The 16740-nt window shown below is 51.3% G+C and carries 18 protein-coding genes; 9 read left to right on the top strand and 9 right to left on the bottom strand.

What is annotated here, in order from left to right; all coding sequences use genetic code 11:
* The first annotated feature begins 80 nt into the window (after positions 1-80).
* The 3 genes from C7B82_RS00855 (at position 81) to C7B82_RS00845 (ending at position 1429) form a co-directional block, all read left to right on the top strand.
* Positions 81-308, top strand: a complete 228-nt coding sequence (locus tag C7B82_RS00855; protein ID WP_106254427.1) for a ferredoxin family protein — start codon at positions 81-83, stop codon at positions 306-308.
* A gap of 63 nt (positions 309-371) precedes the next feature.
* Entirely contained in the window at positions 372-590 is a 219-nt protein-coding gene (locus tag C7B82_RS00850; protein ID WP_106254426.1) for a hypothetical protein, read from the top strand.
* A gap of 107 nt (positions 591-697) precedes the next feature.
* The gene (locus C7B82_RS00845; RefSeq protein ID WP_106254425.1) at positions 698-1429 is read left to right on the top strand and encodes an ABC transporter ATP-binding protein; all 732 of its coding nucleotides are present in this window, start codon (positions 698-700) and stop codon (positions 1427-1429) included.
* A 106-nt stretch (positions 1430-1535) separates the two neighbouring features.
* Here C7B82_RS00845 and hisG read toward each other — a convergent pair whose 3' ends face one another.
* Positions 1536-2180 carry an ATP phosphoribosyltransferase gene (gene hisG / locus C7B82_RS00840; RefSeq protein ID WP_106254424.1) on the bottom strand — a complete coding sequence of 215 codons (645 nt, stop codon included), beginning with the start codon at positions 2178-2180 and terminating at the stop codon, positions 1536-1538.
* Between the two features lie 74 nt (positions 2181-2254).
* Between hisG and rppA the strand changes: the two genes are divergently transcribed.
* Positions 2255-2947 carry a two-component system response regulator RppA gene (gene rppA, locus C7B82_RS00835; protein WP_106254423.1) on the top strand — a complete coding sequence of 231 codons (693 nt, stop codon included), beginning with the start codon at positions 2255-2257 and terminating at the stop codon, positions 2945-2947.
* Positions 2948-3196: 249 nt separating this feature from the next.
* On the opposite strand, the gene C7B82_RS00830 is transcribed toward rppA, so the two are convergent.
* Together C7B82_RS00830 and C7B82_RS00825 are read right to left on the bottom strand one after the other, a co-directional pair.
* Entirely contained in the window at positions 3197-4204 is a 1008-nt protein-coding gene (locus C7B82_RS00830) for an aldo/keto reductase (protein WP_106254422.1), read from the bottom strand.
* Between the two features lies 1 nt (position 4205).
* Complete coding sequence (locus tag C7B82_RS00825) at positions 4206-5018, bottom strand: phytanoyl-CoA dioxygenase family protein (protein ID WP_106254421.1); 813 nt, start codon at positions 5016-5018, stop codon at positions 4206-4208.
* Positions 5019-5595: 577 nt separating this feature from the next.
* Here C7B82_RS00825 and C7B82_RS00820 point away from each other — a divergent pair.
* A complete protein-coding gene (locus tag C7B82_RS00820) occupies positions 5596-6207 on the top strand; it encodes a PadR family transcriptional regulator (protein WP_106254420.1) in 612 nt (203 codons plus the stop codon).
* A gap of 202 nt (positions 6208-6409) precedes the next feature.
* A complete protein-coding gene (locus C7B82_RS00815; RefSeq protein ID WP_106254419.1) occupies positions 6410-8662 on the top strand; it encodes a cation:proton antiporter domain-containing protein in 2253 nt (750 codons plus the stop codon).
* Here the strand turns inward: C7B82_RS00815 and C7B82_RS31815 are convergent.
* The gene (locus C7B82_RS31815) at positions 8626-8790 is read right to left on the bottom strand and encodes a hypothetical protein (protein ID WP_181357291.1); all 165 of its coding nucleotides are present in this window, start codon (positions 8788-8790) and stop codon (positions 8626-8628) included. The genes C7B82_RS00815 and C7B82_RS31815 overlap by 37 nt on opposite strands.
* 69 nt (positions 8791-8859) lie before the next feature.
* Between C7B82_RS31815 and C7B82_RS00810 the strand changes: the two genes are divergently transcribed.
* Positions 8860-10797: an APC family permease gene (locus C7B82_RS00810; RefSeq protein ID WP_106254418.1), complete on the top strand. Its 1938-nt coding sequence runs from the start codon at positions 8860-8862 to the stop codon at positions 10795-10797.
* A 142-nt stretch (positions 10798-10939) separates the two neighbouring features.
* Entirely contained in the window at positions 10940-11575 is a 636-nt protein-coding gene (locus tag C7B82_RS00805) for a DNA-3-methyladenine glycosylase family protein (protein ID WP_106254417.1), read from the top strand.
* A gap of 133 nt (positions 11576-11708) precedes the next feature.
* Here the strand turns inward: C7B82_RS00805 and C7B82_RS00800 are convergent, their stop codons facing one another.
* From C7B82_RS00800 to C7B82_RS00785, 4 genes are all read right to left on the bottom strand, one after another.
* Complete coding sequence (locus C7B82_RS00800; RefSeq protein WP_106254416.1) at positions 11709-12278, bottom strand: hypothetical protein; 570 nt, start codon at positions 12276-12278, stop codon at positions 11709-11711.
* 327 nt (positions 12279-12605) lie between these two features.
* Positions 12606-14009 carry an AtzE family amidohydrolase gene (locus tag C7B82_RS00795; protein ID WP_106254415.1) on the bottom strand — a complete coding sequence of 468 codons (1404 nt, stop codon included), beginning with the start codon at positions 14007-14009 and terminating at the stop codon, positions 12606-12608.
* 58 nt (positions 14010-14067) lie between these two features.
* Entirely contained in the window at positions 14068-14256 is a 189-nt protein-coding gene (locus C7B82_RS00790; RefSeq protein ID WP_245939668.1) for a DUF4089 domain-containing protein, read from the bottom strand.
* On the bottom strand, positions 14253-14672 hold the full coding sequence (locus tag C7B82_RS00785; protein ID WP_106254449.1) for an allophanate hydrolase-related protein: 420 nt from the start codon (positions 14670-14672) through the stop codon (positions 14253-14255). Before C7B82_RS00785 ends, C7B82_RS00790 begins: the two co-directional genes overlap by 4 nt.
* A gap of 473 nt (positions 14673-15145) precedes the next feature.
* Here C7B82_RS00785 and C7B82_RS00780 point away from each other — a divergent pair, with 473 nt between their 5' ends.
* On the top strand, positions 15146-16384 hold the full coding sequence (locus tag C7B82_RS00780; protein WP_106254413.1) for a dicarboxylate/amino acid:cation symporter: 1239 nt from the start codon (positions 15146-15148) through the stop codon (positions 16382-16384).
* Positions 16385-16394: 10 nt separating this feature from the next.
* Here the strand turns inward: C7B82_RS00780 and C7B82_RS00775 are convergent, their stop codons facing one another.
* Positions 16395-16712, bottom strand: a complete 318-nt coding sequence (locus C7B82_RS00775) for an ArsR/SmtB family transcription factor (protein WP_106254412.1) — start codon at positions 16710-16712, stop codon at positions 16395-16397.
* Positions 16713-16740 lie beyond the last annotated feature (28 nt).

Below are 16740 nucleotides of genomic sequence, written 5' to 3'. Positions count from 1 at the left end.
TTAGTTGTTGGTGTTTAGTTGTTAGAAGCAGCCTTACCAACAACTAAACACTAAAAACCAAAAACCCTTAGAGAAACACTGTGTCGCATACGATCGTTACAAATACCTGCGAAGGCGTTGCCGACTGCGTTGATGCCTGCCCTGTCGCCTGTATTCATCCTGGCCCTAGCAAAAATACAAAAGGTACCGATTGGTACTGGATTGACTTCGCCACCTGTATTGACTGTGGTATTTGTTTGCAAGTATGTCCCGTTGAAGGTGCGATCGTGCCTGAAGAACGCCCGGAACTACAAGAAACACCAAAGTGAGTGGTGAGTTGAAAGAGAGGCGTGAGGTGTGACAAGAACGTTTTGAGTTTTAGCCGTTTGCAAATGGGTCAAGTGCGTAAAGCCTTGCGGCATACAAGAAACGCGGAGCGAGTGCTTTGCACTTACATCTTGCTCGCAGACGTGAGCGAGACTAAGGAGCGTGGATTAAATAACATCGGTCATCCTCACGGTAAGGGCTTAGCCTTCGGCAGGGTTGCCTTCGGCTACGGCAAGCGCTTTTACCCGAATGCTAAGCCCCTACAAAATTGTCGGTTTGATTAAATTCTCATTCCTAAGTTGACATAGCTGATTCAAACGAAACTTGCTGTAAGTTTTGAGTCGAACCTTTAGCCTTTAGCCCTCTGTCTCTTTTCCCCTCACTCACTCCTATGACTGACTCTTCTCCCTTGCTCGAAGTACAAAATGTCCACGCCGGTTACATCAAAGACCTGGACATTCTTCAAGGGGTAAATTTCAAGCTCTATCCGGGTGAACTGGTTGCGGTTATCGGCCCCAACGGTGCTGGTAAATCAACCTTGGCGAAGACCATCTTTGGTCTTTTGACACCTCATACAGGCAGCATCGTCTTCAAAGGCAAGAGCATTGTAGGGCTGAAGTCTGACCAGATTGTGCAGCAAGGCATGGGTTACATCCCTCAGATCTCCAACGTCTTTCGATCGTTGACTGTGGAAGAAAATCTGGAGATGGGAGCCTTTGTACGTGATGTACCACTGCAACCACTGAAGGAAGAAATTTTTGCCACGTTTCCAGCACTGGCGAGTCGGCGAAAACAACGCGCCGGGACACTTTCGGGTGGTGAGCGACAAATGCTGGCGCTGGGCAAGGCGCTGATGCTCAAACCGACCTTACTGTTGCTGGATGAACCGTCCGCAGCCCTTTCTCCGATCCTGGTGAACACTGTGCTGGAACAGGTAAAGCGGATTAATCAGAGCGGTATGGCGATCGTACTGGTGGAGCAAAACGCCCGCAAAGCGCTAGAAATGGCCGATCGGGGTTATGTATTGGAAGCAGGACGCGATCGGTTTGAGGGACGCGGCATCGACTTACTTAATGATCCTAAAGTGGGCGAACTGTATCTGGGCGCAACAACAGCCCCTTAAGTGAATGGGGCGATCAAGAAACCTGTTGACGCCAGCGCGATCGTCCCGACGTCAAGCACCGATGCCCATCAGCCTTTTTACAGTGCCGTCCCTCCCGATTGCAGCTTTAGGCAGCGATCGCCACCTGCGATCGCACCTTCTCAATCCACTCATGCAGCCGATCTGTATTTAAGCGATAGCTGAGTGGATGTGCGATCAGGCGGGCTGTGCTCTCAAAAAGGATATCGGTTTCAATCAAGCCATTTTCACGCAACGTTGTGCCAGTAGCGACCAGATCGACGATCGCCTCTGACATGCCTGTAATCGGGCCCAGTTCTACTGAGCCATAGAGCGGCACTATTTCTACGGGCAAATCCAGGCTATCGAAATACTCACGGGCACAGTGGACAAACTTCGACGCCACTCGCCCATAGAGCGGTAATTCCAGCGCTGATCGATAGGGGCTAGACTGCTTGACCGCTACTGACATACGACATTTGCCAAAGCCTAAATCTGCCAGATGCGCGACGGGCGGCGTTTTCTCGCGCAACACATCGTAGCCAATAATGCCTAACTGCGCCTGACCATATTCCACGTAGACCGGTACATCGTAATTTCTCACCAGCAATGCCTTTGCTGTTCCCGTTGGGTCTGTAATTTGCAACAGCCGATTGGTGGGATCGAGAAACGCGCTGAAGTCTAGCCCCACCGCTTTTAGCAGTCGGATACTGTCGGCTAGAAGAGCGCCTTTGGGGAGTGCAACGGTAATCATAAAAAGCTTTCAGCAGTCGTCGAACAGCACGATAATAATAGCTGAAAGCTGATGCCTCAAGGCTAATCGCTCTTATGCGGATTCTGTTAGTGGATGACGAAGTCGAAATGGCCGATCCGTTAGGCCTCCTGTTGACGCGCGAAGGCTATGCGGTGGATGTGGCCTACGACGGTGATCGCGGCAGTCAATTAGCACAGCAGGAGCATTACGACCTGTTGATTCTCGACTGGATGCTGCCTCGACACTCTGGGTTGGAGATTTGCCAGCAGTTGCGATCGCGTGGCGACACCACACCAGTGTTATTTCTCACGGCTAAGGATACGATCGACGATCGCGTGCAGGGGTTAGATGCAGGAGCCGATGACTACATCATTAAACCGTTTGAGCTGCGAGAGTTGTTAGCGAGAGTGCGTGCACTGCTGCGTCGTCCAACTGCCCTGGAGCCAATGGTGCCAACTCAACGCCTGCGTGTTGATGATCTGGAACTCGATTTGCGTAATCAGCTTGCCTATCGACAGGGGCGGGCGATCGAATTGTCGGAAAAAGAGACACAGTTGCTCGAATACCTGATGCGTCACCCAAACCAAATTCTCACTCACGAGCAAATTCATCAGTATTTATGGGGTGACAGCGTTGAAAAACCCACTAGCAATGCCCTCGCTGCTCAAGTGCGGCTATTGCGACGCAAAATTGAAGCAGATGGTGGGCCGCCTTTGATCAACACTGTGTATGGCAGAGGCTACCGCTTTGGGTTTCCGACCGAATAACTAATGTCTAGCGATGCCACGTTAAGGAGAGTTAAGGACACAGCATTGACTCAAGTTGGGTCGGTTTTCACATTGTGCTAAGGGCAGAGTTTTCGTGCGATCGCTGCTATCATCTAGCCTGTTTAGCACACAAGTCTAGTAGCCTTGATGCTTCAGGGACAAGCTAACCGTGAAGCAACTTTGAACCTCAAGGCTATAAGTACTTTCAACAGCAGATGTACGATCTTTACCCTGTATTGAATTCGAAACTCACCGATTCGACATCGGCAAGAGGCGCTTCAATCGATTCATCACTCTCCGTTTGAGCGGTTGTTTTTGAATAGTTTGCCTGAGTTGTGTCACTGCTTGGTGGGTGTTGGCATCTAAGGGTGGTAAGTCAAAGGCACGTAGAGCATTCTGATACTCTGAGATGGTTTTGCTACCCAGTACGACAGTGTGAGTGGTCGCAAAATCCAGCACATAGCGCAGGGCAAAGGCTGACATGGAAAAGCCCTCTGGAATCAATGTTTCGTAGACGGCATAGCGCTCTGTAGCAACACTATCCCACCAGGATTGTCGAATATCATCACGAGAAACCTGCTGTTTCTGATGGAAGTACTTACCAGAGAGCAAACCCGCTTCAAAGACGCCTCGCACCATGCCACCCAGGTTGTAGGTCTGAACTACTTCCATCAGCTTTGGATTATGGGTTAACAGGGACTGGGAGAAAAGCACCACCTCAACGGCGTGTCGCCGAGCTAATTGCTCTAGTAGTTGATCATCATCGGTAGAAATACCATAGAAACGAATCTTACCTTCCTGCTTTAAGGTCTCCAAAACGTCCTTGCCTGCATCCATCCATGTACTTTCTGGCGGACTGTGATAGAGGTAAAAGTCGAGATAGTCTGTTTGTAACCGCTGCAAACTTCCTTCCAGGCTGGTACGAATCGTCTCTGGGCGACAATTAATCACTCGCTCACCCTGAGTGCCTTGGCGCAACCCAAATTTGCTACTCACAAACCAGCGATCACGTCTGTCTTGCAGTGCTGCACCAACCCGGCACTCTCCTTCCCCCATCGCACCATAAATTTCGGCCGCATCAATGAGGTTAATTCCCAAGTCTTCACACGCATGGATTAAGCGGATTGCTTGTTCCCGACCAAGGACGGGAAAGCCATCGGCTTTCCCGTCCAGGTTGATGGGGCCGCTTAATTGCCAGGTGCCGACTGCGATCGCAGAAACCTTCAGGTTTGTTCCACCCAGAATGCGGTATTCCATTTCATCGCGTTCCTGGTGTCAAAACTTTTTGGGCTTGTTTAACCCATCCCGGCATCTTTGTCGTCGGGGTTAAATCGATCAGGCGATACTTCACTCGATTCAAGAGATTTTCTCGCCCCCGATAGGTCTCCACAAATTCTGGGCAGGATTTGCCATCACGAGCCACCACAAAATAGGGGGGGGTAACGTAAGGATCGTAATGCTCAAGCGACATGTACTCAATCACATAGGCCCACCGAGTGTCTTGGGTGGTATTTGGAGTTGTACTATGCAGCGTAAACGAAGAGAAAATTACCACGTCTCCTGGTTCCGCCGTAATTAACACAGGGCTTTCTGGTTTTCCGCCGTACACCATTTCGTAGCCGACCTTTCGATAAGGCTGCTCCTTTTTGTGAGAGCCTGGTTGTACCCATAACCCGCCATTATTTTCGTGAGAGTCGGTCAAGGCGACCCAAAATTGATAGTGAGGGTCTATCAGTTTGCTGTAGTGATTATCTTGATGCCAGGGAAATGTATCGGCTCCAGGGCCCTTAGCCACGGCTTGATCCCACCGTACCCAGATGTCAGGCCCTGCCAGGTTCTTCAGAAGATCGATCACTTTTTGCTGACTAGCAAACGCTTGCAGTTTAGGTTCATTAAAGAAAATACTGCTTTTGAATGTCATCGAACCACGAGTCAAGTTGTCACTATCGTATCGCCGCTGAGCCGCTTCAATATCTTGTAGAAGCGTTTTCATTTCTTCTTTGGAAAAGACGCCTTTGCAAATCACAAAGCCATCCCTTTCAAACGTTTCTCGTAATTCTTTTTCTTCCATGAAAGTCGATCTCCTATGCAGATATTTAGAAGTTAAAAACTATATAAAGACAAAATTGATCAAAGATTTAATTGAAAAGATCTGGCTTGCAAGGAAGCTTCGACTACTAAAAGCCGTTAATCGATTCAATGAATATCAGTGATTTTTGTCTATGCCTTCAGGTGAATATGTTAGATTTTACCTAAGGCTCAAATACTTTTCTGTGAAAAGTGAGTGTGCTCTCCGTTAGATCAGGGAGTATTTGATGATGTTTTCATAAAGGGATCTGGAGTGTTGACAGGGATCGCTTGATAAAGGGGTTGCTGGCGAATTGCAAGAGTGCAGCCAGTTAGTCAAGCGGTGCGCGCGATCGCATCTGTTGCGGCTTTTTTCGCAGCGGTTGGTGTTCTAGCTGTCTAGGCGAGTCTGTTATTGAGTGCACTAACGCTTTGTGATGGCGGGGCAATGTGGCGCTATTGACCGGGCGAAGCATACTCTACAGGCAGCAGCGTTCTGGCTTGTAGCAATCATCATACCGATATATCGCGATATATTCTGATGTATCGTATAGTTGAGGAAGTTGTTCAGGTTTTGACTTATGTTTAGGCGCTTTTACTCACACTTTCATGCTCCGGTATGGGCTTCCGCTAATTTGGGAGAGCCGTCTGTTCAGCACTGGTTTCAGCACGGCAGGCACGATCGCGGCAAGCACTTTGTAGAAGGGCTGTTTGGCTTTGGTGACGAGGAACCCCGTACTCGCCGGGGAGACATCAAATTTTTGCTACTGCAGCTCTTAGCCGAGCAACCCAGCCACGGCTACGACCTGATCAAACAGATGGAAGTCCGCTATGGTGGTTTTCGCCGCCTCAGTCCGGGTTCGGTCTACCCTACACTGCAACTGCTCGAAGACGGGGGCTACGTGACCAGCGAAACCAGGGAAGGGAAGCGGGTTTATACTGTCACTGATGAAGGCAGGCAATTTCTGGCGGAACGTGCCCAGCAGTCACCCGTTGGCGCTCCCTGGGATGCGTTCAAAAATGCGGCTGACAGCAAGCCGGAAGCATTCCATCAGTTACGCCAGTCTGCAACTGAGTTGGCAGGTGCCGTCATGCAAGTGGCTCGCAGTGGCAATACCGATCGCATGCAGCGGGTACGGGAGTTGCTCGAGCGCGCGAAACGGGATATTTACACGCTGCTGTCAGAGGAGTAGGGACGCAAGCTGGGTGCCCTTGCCGTAGTAAATGCTTAGAGCGCGTCTACACCTTCCTGATAAAGGCTTGTCTTCCGGGTTGTCAGGAAGGGTACCTAAAGGTAGTTGTCAAACATACACGATTCAGGAATAACAGTTAAAGCGCTCATGAAATAGGCCCTTGTCTCGCTGCTGTTAATCCGATCGTGTGAGTACAGATTGTATGAATGTCTCGACCTTAAGCTTGGAGGCTCTCTTAGCCAGCCAACCCGCTACGAACAGTGTGATCAAGCCATTAGGTCATCACGAGTTGTTGCTGCTACTCTTGCAACTAGCCGTACTGCTACTTGTTTCACGCGGTTTAGGTGAGTTGATGCGCCGCATCGACTTGCCACCTGTAGTGGGTGAACTTTTAGCTGGTGTTTTGCTGGGCCCCTCACTATTGGGTTGGACACTGCCCGCCCTACAAACCGCCATTTTTCCCAAAAGTCAGGTTCAGTCGGATTTACTCGCTGTGGTTTCCTGGTTAGGGGTGTTGTTTTTGCTCATTGTCACGGGGCTAGAGACCGACCTCAACCTTATTTTGCGGAAAGGCAAAACGGCGCTGTTAATTTCGCTAGGTGGCATCATTGTGCCGTTTACCACTGGCTTTGCGTTGGGTGAGCTGCTACCAGAGAGCTTTCTCGCTCAGCCCAATGAGCGCTTGATCTTTAGCTTATTTATTGCCACTGCGATGAGTATTTCGGCCGTGCCAGTCATCGCCAAAGTGCTGATGGATCTGAATCTGATTCGGCGGGATATTGGTCAAATTACGCTGGCAGCAGGAATGACCGATGACACGATCGGCTGGATTCTGCTCTCTGTGGTAGCGGGTTTAGCCAGTAGCGGTCATTTTGATATCAGTACGGTATTCAAGTCGGTCATTGGTGCGGTGCTGTTTCTCACGATTGCGTTTACAATCGGGCGCACCGTTGTAGACCAGATTTTGCGCTGGGTCGATAACCACATTGGTGGAGCCACTGCCAGCTTGTCGATCGTCCTCATCCTTGCGCTTTCTGCCGCTGCGCTGACTCACGCGTTAGGGATTGAAGCGGCGTTAGGGGCATTCGTTTTTGGCATTCTCGCAGGGCAGTCTCGACGCTTTAGTCGTGAAGCGGGTCACACGCTTGAAATGGTCACGGCTGGTTTCTTAGCTCCGATTTTCTTTGCCGCTGCGGGCTTGAAGGTCAATTTACTACAGCTATTGGAACCACAGACGTTTGTGATTGGCCTGGTGGTGCTCGCAGTTGCCTGCGTTGGCAAGTTTATCGGAGCCTATCTCGGTGCCAAAGTCGGCGGTTTATCCCATTGGGAAAGTTTGGCGATGGGCTCTGGCATGAACGCAAGAGGGGCAATGGAAATTATCGTTGCCACGATCGGGCTCTCGTTGGGTGTGCTCAATCAGCAGATGTATTCCATCATCGTCATGGTGGCGATCGTTACTTCTTTGATGGCACCCCCCTTACTGCGCTGGACGTTGTCTAAGGTGGAGATTGGTGAAGCAGAAGCCGATCGCCTACAGCAAGAAGAACAAGACAGCCGGAGCTTTATTAAGAACATTAACCGCATTCTGATTCCCACCAGCGGTGGCCCCAACGTCCAAATGGCGGCACAGTTGATTAGCAATCTGGCGCACCAAAATGCGGTTGAAATCACGGCACTGTTTGCCTCAAGTAACAAGAAGCCACCACGACAGGCCGCTGCGACCACCACCACCGTCAAAGATCTCGCTGCTGATACTGCCTTGAAGGCCGTCGTAGAAGCGATGCAGCTACCTGAAACCAGTACCTTACAAACCAAGGTAGAAACTGGACGCAATAAAGCAGACGTTATTTTGCAAGAAGCCCGTAAAGGGTATGACTTGATTGTGCTGGGAGCCAGTGAAAGCAAGCGTTCGAGCGAAAGTTTGTTCAATTTATTGGCCGATCGCATCGTGCAAGAAGCCCCCTGCGCCACCCTGGTCGTGCAATCTCATCTGCCTTTACAACAGGGTGAAACTTGTACTCTGGCACCGCAAGCCATTCGCCATATTCTGGTGCCCACGATCGGCTCAGAATACAGCAACAAAGCCGTGGAAGTGGCCAGCACCTTGGCCGCTCAAATGGACGCATTATTGACTCTGGTGCATGTGATTAATTTGCCGCAGGTGGAATATATCTACAACCACCAAACCTTAGACCCCGTAAAAGATATCGCACTGCAGATTGTTGAGCATCAGGCAACCATTGCTCGGAGTTTAGGGGCAAAGGTTCAGATTCGCCTTCTCAAGGGGAGTACTCCAGAGCGAGAAATCCTCAAATTTGCTCGCGCTGAACAGGTAGACTTAATTGTTCTGGGCAGTAATATTCGAATGGTGACTGGGCGTGTGTTTTTGGGTCATGGCGTCAATGCCATTCTGAGTCAAGCAAACTGTCCGGTTGCCGTTTTGAGTTCGTGACCCGTCTGCTGTAGAAACCCGTTAAGGGCAGCAGAGCAGTCTTGAGCCGATCGCTGATGTCGTTTTTGCTGAGTTGGTGTGTCGGGAGCAATCACGGCTTTAAAGGCTACATGCTGAAACTGAGTCATCACAAGCATGCTGCCACAGTCAAAGCCAAGCTGGTCGAAACCTGTCGGGTGAAGTAGGAGTAAGGGTGAATGGCTAAACGCATTGATCCAATCAGCCAACGCTGTCTACGCTGGTTGCTGGAAGACGATAAAGCAGCGAAGGAAGGAGCGCCTCGTAAAGAAGGCGTGCACCGCCAGCATGCTTGGTGGCAAGTAATGTGTCTCACAGGCGTTGATTACTTCTCCACATTGGGCTACCAACCTGGCATTGCGGCTTTGGCAGCCGGTGCGCTTTCGCCTCTAGCGACCTTGATTTTGATTCTGCTAACTTTGTTTGGAGCCTTGCCTATTTATCGTCGTGTGGCGGCTATTAGTCCTCATGGAGAGGGGTCGATCGCGATGCTTGAACATCTGCTGCCGTGGTGGCAGGGCAAGCTGTTTGTCCTTTGTCTGCTGGGCTTTGTTGCCACCGACTTTATTATTACGATTACCCTTTCGGCGGCTGATGCGACAGCCCACATTGTCGAAAATCCCCTGGTGCCAGAGTTTTTTCATGGTCAGGCCATTGGTCTGACGCTGGTGTTAATCGCCTTACTAAGCGCCGTATTTTTGCGAGGCTTTCGAGAGGCGATCGGGCTGGCTGTCTTCTTGGTTGGCATCTATTTGCTGTTGAACGTAGTGACGATCGGCGTTAGTTTCAGCCACATTCTGAATCAACCAACGGTTGTGAGTGACTGGCGCACAGGGCTTTTTAACAGTCATGGCAACCCGCTCATTATGTTGGGTATCAGTGCGTTGCTCTTTCCCAAACTGGCACTGGGGCTATCGGGTTTTGAGACCGGTGTTGCCGTGATGCCGCTGGTACGCGGTAAGCGCAGTGATACAGAAGAAAATCCTCAAGGGCGCATTCAGCAAACCCACAAGCTGCTCACTACTGCAGCGGTGATCATGAGCTTCTTTTTGCTCACGAGCAGTTTGGTCACGACGCTACTCATTCCTAGCCCAGAGTTTCAGCCGGGAGGCAAAGCGAACGGTCGTGCCCTTGCCTACCTAGCGCATTCTTATATGGGCGATGCTTTTGGGACGCTGTATGACCTCAGCACTATTTCCATCCTCTGGTTCGCTGGGGCCTCTGCGATGGCAGGGCTCTTAAACATTGTGCCACGCTATCTGCCACGCTATGGCATGGCACCCAACTGGGCGCGCGCTACTCGACCTTTAGTGCTGGTCTACACCGCGATCGCCTTCACCGTGACCATCCTCTTCAAAGCCAATGTCGAAGCGCAAGGTGGGGCTTATGCTACTGGCGTCCTGGTGTTAATGAGTTCGGCTGCCTTTGCGGTGATGTTAGCCGCCCGCCATCGGGGCTCAAAGTCAGGAGTTGTGGCGTTCGGCACGATCACGCTAGTCTTCCTATACACCACGATTACCAACATCATTGAACGACCTGAAGGCATCCGCATTGCCGCCTTTTTTATTGGCACCATCATCGTCACGTCGTTGGTCTCACGGGTTTGGCGATCGACTGAACTGCGGGTAGACCAGGTTGAAATGGATGAAACGGCGCGTCACTTCATCGCGGAGACGCACCTAGCTGAACTGAGGTTGATTGCTAACCGCTTAAACACAGGTGACGAGCAAGAGTACCTTTTGAAGGAAAAGGAAGTCCGTGAAGACAACCATATTCCGTCTTGGGATGCTGTGCTGTTTTTAGAAGTGCAGATTTCAGATCCTTCAGAATTCGCTGATACCATTCGGATCAAAGGTGTACAGGTCGGTCAATATCGCATCTTGCGGGCTGAAAGTGCGGCTGTTCCCAATGCGATCGCTGCCATCCTTTTACATATTCGCGATCAAACGGGCAAACTGCCCCACGCCTACTTTGGTTGGGTAGAGGGTAATCCGATCCAATATTTGATGCGGTTTATTCTGTTTGGTGAAGGGGATATCGCGGTAGTGACGCGTGAAGTGCTGCGTCGAGCCGAGAAAGACCCTGAACGGCGTCCGATCATCCATGTGGGTGGTTAGCAGAGGCAGAGGATAGGAGTCAAGCGTGTAGTCATTAACCTCGCCGCTAGTGATGAGAGAAACCGGTTTTTGGGACGATACCTAGAGGCGCAAACGGCCTATGCTCGTATAGAGACTCGGTTTCTCCGTAAGGATCAACACTATGCTAGATCGCGCGATCACAACCTTAAAGCAAGCAGATCCCATCCTGGCAGCGTTGATCGAGCAGGTGGGTAACTGTACGCTGGGTCAAGGCGAGCGGCAGGGCGATTTGCTGTTTTGCCTATGCGAATCAATTCTCTACCAACAATTGTCTGGCAAAGCTGCTGCCGCGATTCATCGTCGGTTTTTGGCACTGTATCCCGATCAAGCGTTTCCCAGCGCTGCTGACTTGCTCAACACGCCGGATGACGATTTGCGAAGTGCAGGCATCTCCCGCCCTAAAATTGTGTATTTGAAAGATCTGGCGCAGAAAACCCTGGACGGCCTGCCCACGATCGCGGAGCTCGAAACAATGGACGATGACGCGATCGTGCAAGCACTACTGCCCATCAAAGGGGTGGGACGCTGGACAGTGCAGATGTTGCTCATCTTTCGTCTCCAGCGATGGGATGTACTGCCTGTAGACGATCTGGGCATTCGCGCCGGGATTCGTCGCGCCTATGGTTTAGCAGCACTGCCTGACAAGAAAACCGTAGAGCGTTTGGGGCAAGCATGGCAACCCTACCGTACGATCGCATCCTGGTATCTCTGGCGAAGCCTGGATGCTCATACGTCTGGACGCGCAGCATCACCCTAAGGGGCTGTAAAGAAATAACGTCAGGGTTTTAAGCGTTCAGCCGTCAGCGTTCAGCTTTTCTCTCAGTGCTGAACGCTCAGCCAGAATGCGCAGTTATTGTTTAACAAGTCCTAAGCGCTATGACTAAACAGCATTAGATCCCGTGATAGCTAGCTTTGCACGTTGACAAAATCCGTCTATCATTCGCACTCAGGTGCTTGATGGGGTGAAACCCTTCCAGGGCGATCGGCGCCACATTAGGACCGGTAGACGATGCTGATGTACCGCCTGCTTGCAGTGCCACAGCGTAAGGATAACTCGCCTGTTCGTAGCTGTTGACGACCGTTAACGCTAGCCGCTGAGTCTGAAGCGTACCATGCACACAGTCAAAGGATGATTGGGGCATATAAAACGCACCGTTGACCTTGCCTTTGTTCACTTCAAAGACCAGGTAGGTTGCCCCTAGCTGTCCCGCTTTAGGAGCCTGACCGTAAAGATAGTTTCCGTCTGGCAGCACACTGCTGGCACCTGACTGAGCAATGGGCTTCTGGACAACAGGCGCTTCACTGCTGTGAGCGAGCCCTTGCATCGCCAGACTGAGCGCGCACGTCAGCGCAACACCAGTCAGTAACTTCTCTAGCCGCAGTTTTTCGAGCCAATTTGCTGCGGTTGTATGAGCAGTGGTAGCAACAGTAGATGATAGCAAGGAGAATTGAGCTGGCATAGTTTTCGGGGGGCTTGCGATATGAGTAATATCGGGCTTTTTAGAAACTAGACAGGTGATTGTAAACCTTGCTGGTTAGTGATCTTTGTGGGGCGATCGCGTGATTGAAACCACACCCACATGTGACACAAATTACATCGCTCTCTTCAAATGCGTTCCAGCAACGCTTCAAAGGTTCTGACACTACGTCATCCTGTGCCTTCATCAGCATTAAAAAACAGGGCAAGCAATTGCTTACCCTGCTCGACCGTTGACTTAGCAATCAGCTAAAAACAAGTGGCTGATTGCTAAACCCATAGTGTTATCACTTGCATAGACGTAGTTGCTTTAGCTGAGGGACTTCGATGTCGGAACTGGTGCAGACACAACGCCTTGGGACTCTAAAAAAGCGGCAACTCGTAAGGCCAATGCTTCATTGTACGGCGCGGCAATGACCTGAACGCCGATCGGCAACCCTCCAGACTGCTGAACCGGAACGGCGACGATCGGCACGCCAATAAACGAAAGGGGTTGGGTGTAGAGGCCAAGATTGGGGCGTAAGGGCACTTCTTCTCCATCTAGCACCAGCGTTGTTTGGCCGATGAGCGGAGCGGGGCAAGGCGTTGCAGGCGCAAGGATGATATCCACCTGGGTGAACAGGTCGCGGACACGATCGCGGTACCAACTGCGAAAGCGTTGCGCCTGCAAATACCACGTGGCTGGAATGAGGGCACCCGCAAGAAAGCGATCGCGGGTTGCCGGATCAAAATCTTGAGGGCGTGTGCGCAAGTCATCCAGGTGCAAGTTACTGCCCTCACAGCCTGTAATGATGAAGGCAGCCGCACGGGCACGGTGGGCTTCAGGAATGGTAATTTGCTGTGTGGCACCAAGCACCGTGGCGATCGTCTCTACAGCCGTCAGCACTTCAGGTTCTGCCCCTTTAGTGAAATAGCCGTCCGCAACAGCAATGCGGAGTCCATCAATGCCTTTGATGAGTTCGGGCAAGGTTGGCACTGCGGGACGCTTGGTACAGGCGGGGTCATCGACATCGGCTCCCTGCATCACATCGAAGGCAAGGGCAAGGTCACGAGTCGATCGGGCAAACGGGCCTAAATGATCCAGGCTGTAAACAAAGGGATAGGTTCTGGCACGCGACAAACGCCCGAAGGTAGGCTTCAACCCAAAAATGCCGCACAGCGACGAGGGCACGCGAATCGAACCGTTGGTGTCAGAGCCAAGGCTGAGGGGTACCAGTCCACTTGCAACTGACGCCACCGAACCGCCAGAAGAACCACCTGTCATTCGCTTTAGATCATGAGGATTGCGGCTGGGGCCATAATGACTATTTTCGGTGACGAAGCCATAGGCATACTCGTCCATATTCTGTGCGCCGACCAGAATGGCACCTGCCTGCTTCAAACGTTTCACCAGCGTGGCATCTTGAGTTGCAGGCGGACGCTCCGCATTGATTTTGGAACCCGCCAAAGTGGTCAAATCCGCCACGTCGAACAGGTCTTTCACACCAAAGGGCACGCCTGCTAAAGGACCAGGATCGTTGCCAGCCGCGATCGCCCGATCCACAGCGTCTGCATCGTTCAGGGCTTGCTCACTAAGAACACTGGTAAAGCAATTCAGGACAGGGTTCTGCTCAGCAATCCGTTCTAAAGCGGCAGTGACGACTGATCGTGCCGAAACGTCCTGATTCCGCACACGGGCGGCAAGGCTACTGGCGTCTGGATAGTCCTGGCTCATAGTATTCAAATTTTGAGTAGGCAAGTTTTGAGAAGGCAAGTTTTGAAGGGCTCAACCACTAGGGTTCAAAATTAGGCGCAATTTCGATGTCATCTGGCAAGGGAAACTCGGTGACGAGTTGAGCGACAGCCACAATCCGGGCAAAATTATCGACTACGCCCGGTCGGTGTTCTGGCTGCAGTGGCAACGCCACTAACGCGGCTAGCTGGTCGACTAACGCGGTTGGATCAAGAATCGGTTCTGTCACAGTACTTCTGTTGGTGTTGCTTGTTTTTGTTTGGCAGGATCGGCAATATACGCCCGCCAGCCACCCCATGCCGTGATTTCCCGCTTACCTTCACAAAGGATTGGTTCGCCAATCACGCCGAGGACTTCTTCGCCATCTGCCAGCCGCACTTTGCCAATGCACAGTCCAGGCGGCTCTAGCAGCAGCAAGAACGCCATCTTGCTAGCGGGGACTGCCCAGATTTCAACGGCGATCGCGGCTCCACCCGCACTCACCCGCATCATGGCAGGATGGCGATCGTTAATGGACCAGAGACGGTAGGTCGATTCTGTAAACGCCTCTCGCACAAACTCGGCTTCCACGAGTTCCATATTGGCGTTCAGTTCTAGGCCGCGCATTAAAGTGCCGTTGACGGCAAGGTAGACTGTTGTTTTCATTCGAGTCGGAGGCATGGACATGAACTCGCAACCAATGTCCCCCGATTGAACCACATTTGCTGTATCAATAACACCAGCCTGTAAAACTTTCCTGATGGCTCATCGCTGACCGCTGCTAGCCTGTTCCCAGCAGCGAAGTCGTTTTCCCAGCGGTAAGGTGCCTTTGTGACTAAGCCTGTATAGGCAATGTTGCACCGTTCTCATAGAAGCGCTTAGGGTCGGAGATTTTTCAAGGCGCAATTTTCTGGGTAGGGACATGGCAGTGCCATGTCCCCACAGAACCTTAAATTTGCAGGTTATTGAATGCACGATCTTTAGCAGGCAAAAGCACCGTCGTTTCGCTAGCCACAACCCAAGCTTTGGTAAAACGTCTCAGCAATGAGCATCAGTTTGTAGAGTAGCGATCGGATTGCTGGAAGCAGGTAGTGATAGATTGAGCGTCTGCTACACAACAGATCAGCAAGAACGGTTTTATGAATTTATCAACGCTAATTTTGGCGGCGCTGGGAGTCGGCATTGTTTTTGGTGCTGTGTTGAATGGGGCTTTCCCAACGGCAGTCGAGCCAGTGAATTTCTATGTTCTCGCTCCAGTTGGTGAAGCGTTTTTGCGTCTCATTCAGTTTGTCGTCGTGCCGATCGTGTTTTCCTCCATGATTTTGGGGCTCACCCGCATTCAAAATGCAGCTCAGGTCGGGCGCTACGCCGTCAAGTTGATTTTCAGCTATGTCCTTACGAGTGCGATCGCGGTCGGTCTGGGCATGCTTCTAGCTCTGGCTTTACAGCCCGGTGCAGGCATTGCTGGGTTTACGATCACAGATGCTTCTCAGCAAACGCAAAGCCAATCGCTGATTGCATGGCTTGTGAGCTTAATCCCGGTGAATCCGTTAGAGGCCTTGAGCAGTGGTAATTTACTGCAAACGATCGTGTCCGCTGCCTTGATTGGCGTCGGCATTCAATTAGTTGGCGCAAAAGCAGCCAGTTTTGTTGCTTTCATTGAAAGCTGTTACGCCATTTTCGAAAAAATCTTAGGGTTAATTTTATATACAGCTCCGGTAGGCGTTTTTGCCCTGATTAGTGCAGTGATTGCCACCGAAGGCTTAGCCATTATCGTGCGGCTGTTTGCCTATGTGTTTGGCTTGGTGCTTAGTTCCTTGCTCATGATTGCTCTGTATGCCTTCATTCTGTATGTGCTAAAAGCAAAGCCCATTCATTATTTCCGCAGTTTATTTCCAGCTCTATCCCTGGCCTTTGGCACCGCAAGCTCTAACGCTGCCCTGCCCGTCGCGTTGCAGAATGTCCAGGAAGCCTATGGTCTACCAGAAGCCATTGCTAGCTTTGCGATTCCGTTAGGCACTGCGTTAAAGCGTGATGGCTCTGCGGTGCTGCAAGGCTTTAACGCCCTGTTTATCGCTCAGGTGTATCAGGTACCGCTCACACCTGCGTTAGTGTTGGCGATCGCCCTTAGCTCTTTACTGGTTTCGTTTAGCACTCCTGGCGTTCCAGGCTCTGGCATTATCACCATGACGACGGTACTCTCCGCAGCTGGGTTGCCGTTAGAAGGCGTGGCGATCGTGGCAGGGGTCGATCGTCTGGTCGATGGATTCAAAACGGTGTTGAATGTGGTTGGCAATACAACCAATGCCATTATTTTGAGTCGTTGGGAGCCTGATACTGTTGATGCGACGAACGTCCAAACGGCTGCCACTGAGTGAAGCTGTTGCCTTACGCTTTGAGCGGCTCGATCGCTTGCAAAACAGTATTCAAGAGACCGGGAAAACGCTCGTCTAAATCAGCACGACGCAACGAATTCATATGCTGTGTGCCCTCTTTACGGCAATACAGCACGCCCGATTCACGTAACACCTTGAAATGATGAGAGAGCGTAGACTTGGCAACCTGTGCTTCTAACGCTTCGCAGCAGGATAGTTCGCCCTTTTCAGCCAGCCGTCTCACAATTTCTAAGCGTACCGGGTCGCCCAGCGCATACAAAACGCCTGCTAACGAAAGCTCTTTTTTGTCGGGATGATATAACAGCCTCATAGTTGTCATTATGACACAAAACGCGCTA

This window comes from Stenomitos frigidus ULC18 (assembly GCF_003003795.1).
Taxonomy (GTDB): domain Bacteria; phylum Cyanobacteriota; class Cyanobacteriia; order Leptolyngbyales; family Leptolyngbyaceae; genus Stenomitos; species Stenomitos frigidus_A.
This window is presented reverse-complemented; position numbering and strand designations above follow the sequence as displayed.

Bases quoted from the DNA above. Each gene is read 5' to 3' on its own strand.
- C7B82_RS00820 (WP_106254420.1), top strand. From the start codon at position 5,596: ATGTTTAGGCGCTTTTACTCACACTTTCATGCTCCGGTATGGGCTTCC.
- hisG (WP_106254424.1), bottom strand. From the start codon at position 2,180: ATGATTACCGTTGCACTCCCCAAAGGCGCTCTTCTAGCCGACAGTATC.
- rppA (WP_106254423.1), top strand. From the start codon at position 2,255: ATGCGGATTCTGTTAGTGGATGACGAAGTCGAAATGGCCGATCCGTTA.
- C7B82_RS00800 (WP_106254416.1), bottom strand. From the start codon at position 12,278: ATGCCAGCTCAATTCTCCTTGCTATCATCTACTGTTGCTACCACTGCT.
- C7B82_RS00850 (WP_106254426.1), top strand. From the start codon at position 372: ATGGGTCAAGTGCGTAAAGCCTTGCGGCATACAAGAAACGCGGAGCGA.
- C7B82_RS00810 (WP_106254418.1), top strand. From the start codon at position 8,860: ATGGCTAAACGCATTGATCCAATCAGCCAACGCTGTCTACGCTGGTTG.
- C7B82_RS00775 (WP_106254412.1), bottom strand. From the start codon at position 16,712: ATGAGGCTGTTATATCATCCCGACAAAAAAGAGCTTTCGTTAGCAGGC.
- C7B82_RS00795 (WP_106254415.1), bottom strand. From the start codon at position 14,009: ATGAGCCAGGACTATCCAGACGCCAGTAGCCTTGCCGCCCGTGTGCGG.
- C7B82_RS00830 (WP_106254422.1), bottom strand. From the start codon at position 4,204: ATGGAATACCGCATTCTGGGTGGAACAAACCTGAAGGTTTCTGCGATC.
- C7B82_RS00825 (WP_106254421.1), bottom strand. From the start codon at position 5,018: ATGGAAGAAAAAGAATTACGAGAAACGTTTGAAAGGGATGGCTTTGTG.
- C7B82_RS00785 (WP_106254449.1), bottom strand. From the start codon at position 14,672: ATGAAAACAACAGTCTACCTTGCCGTCAACGGCACTTTAATGCGCGGC.
- C7B82_RS00805 (WP_106254417.1), top strand. From the start codon at position 10,940: ATGCTAGATCGCGCGATCACAACCTTAAAGCAAGCAGATCCCATCCTG.
- C7B82_RS00815 (WP_106254419.1), top strand. From the start codon at position 6,410: ATGAATGTCTCGACCTTAAGCTTGGAGGCTCTCTTAGCCAGCCAACCC.
- C7B82_RS00780 (WP_106254413.1), top strand. From the start codon at position 15,146: ATGAATTTATCAACGCTAATTTTGGCGGCGCTGGGAGTCGGCATTGTT.
- C7B82_RS00845 (WP_106254425.1), top strand. From the start codon at position 698: ATGACTGACTCTTCTCCCTTGCTCGAAGTACAAAATGTCCACGCCGGT.
- C7B82_RS31815 (WP_181357291.1), bottom strand. From the start codon at position 8,790: ATGACTCAGTTTCAGCATGTAGCCTTTAAAGCCGTGATTGCTCCCGAC.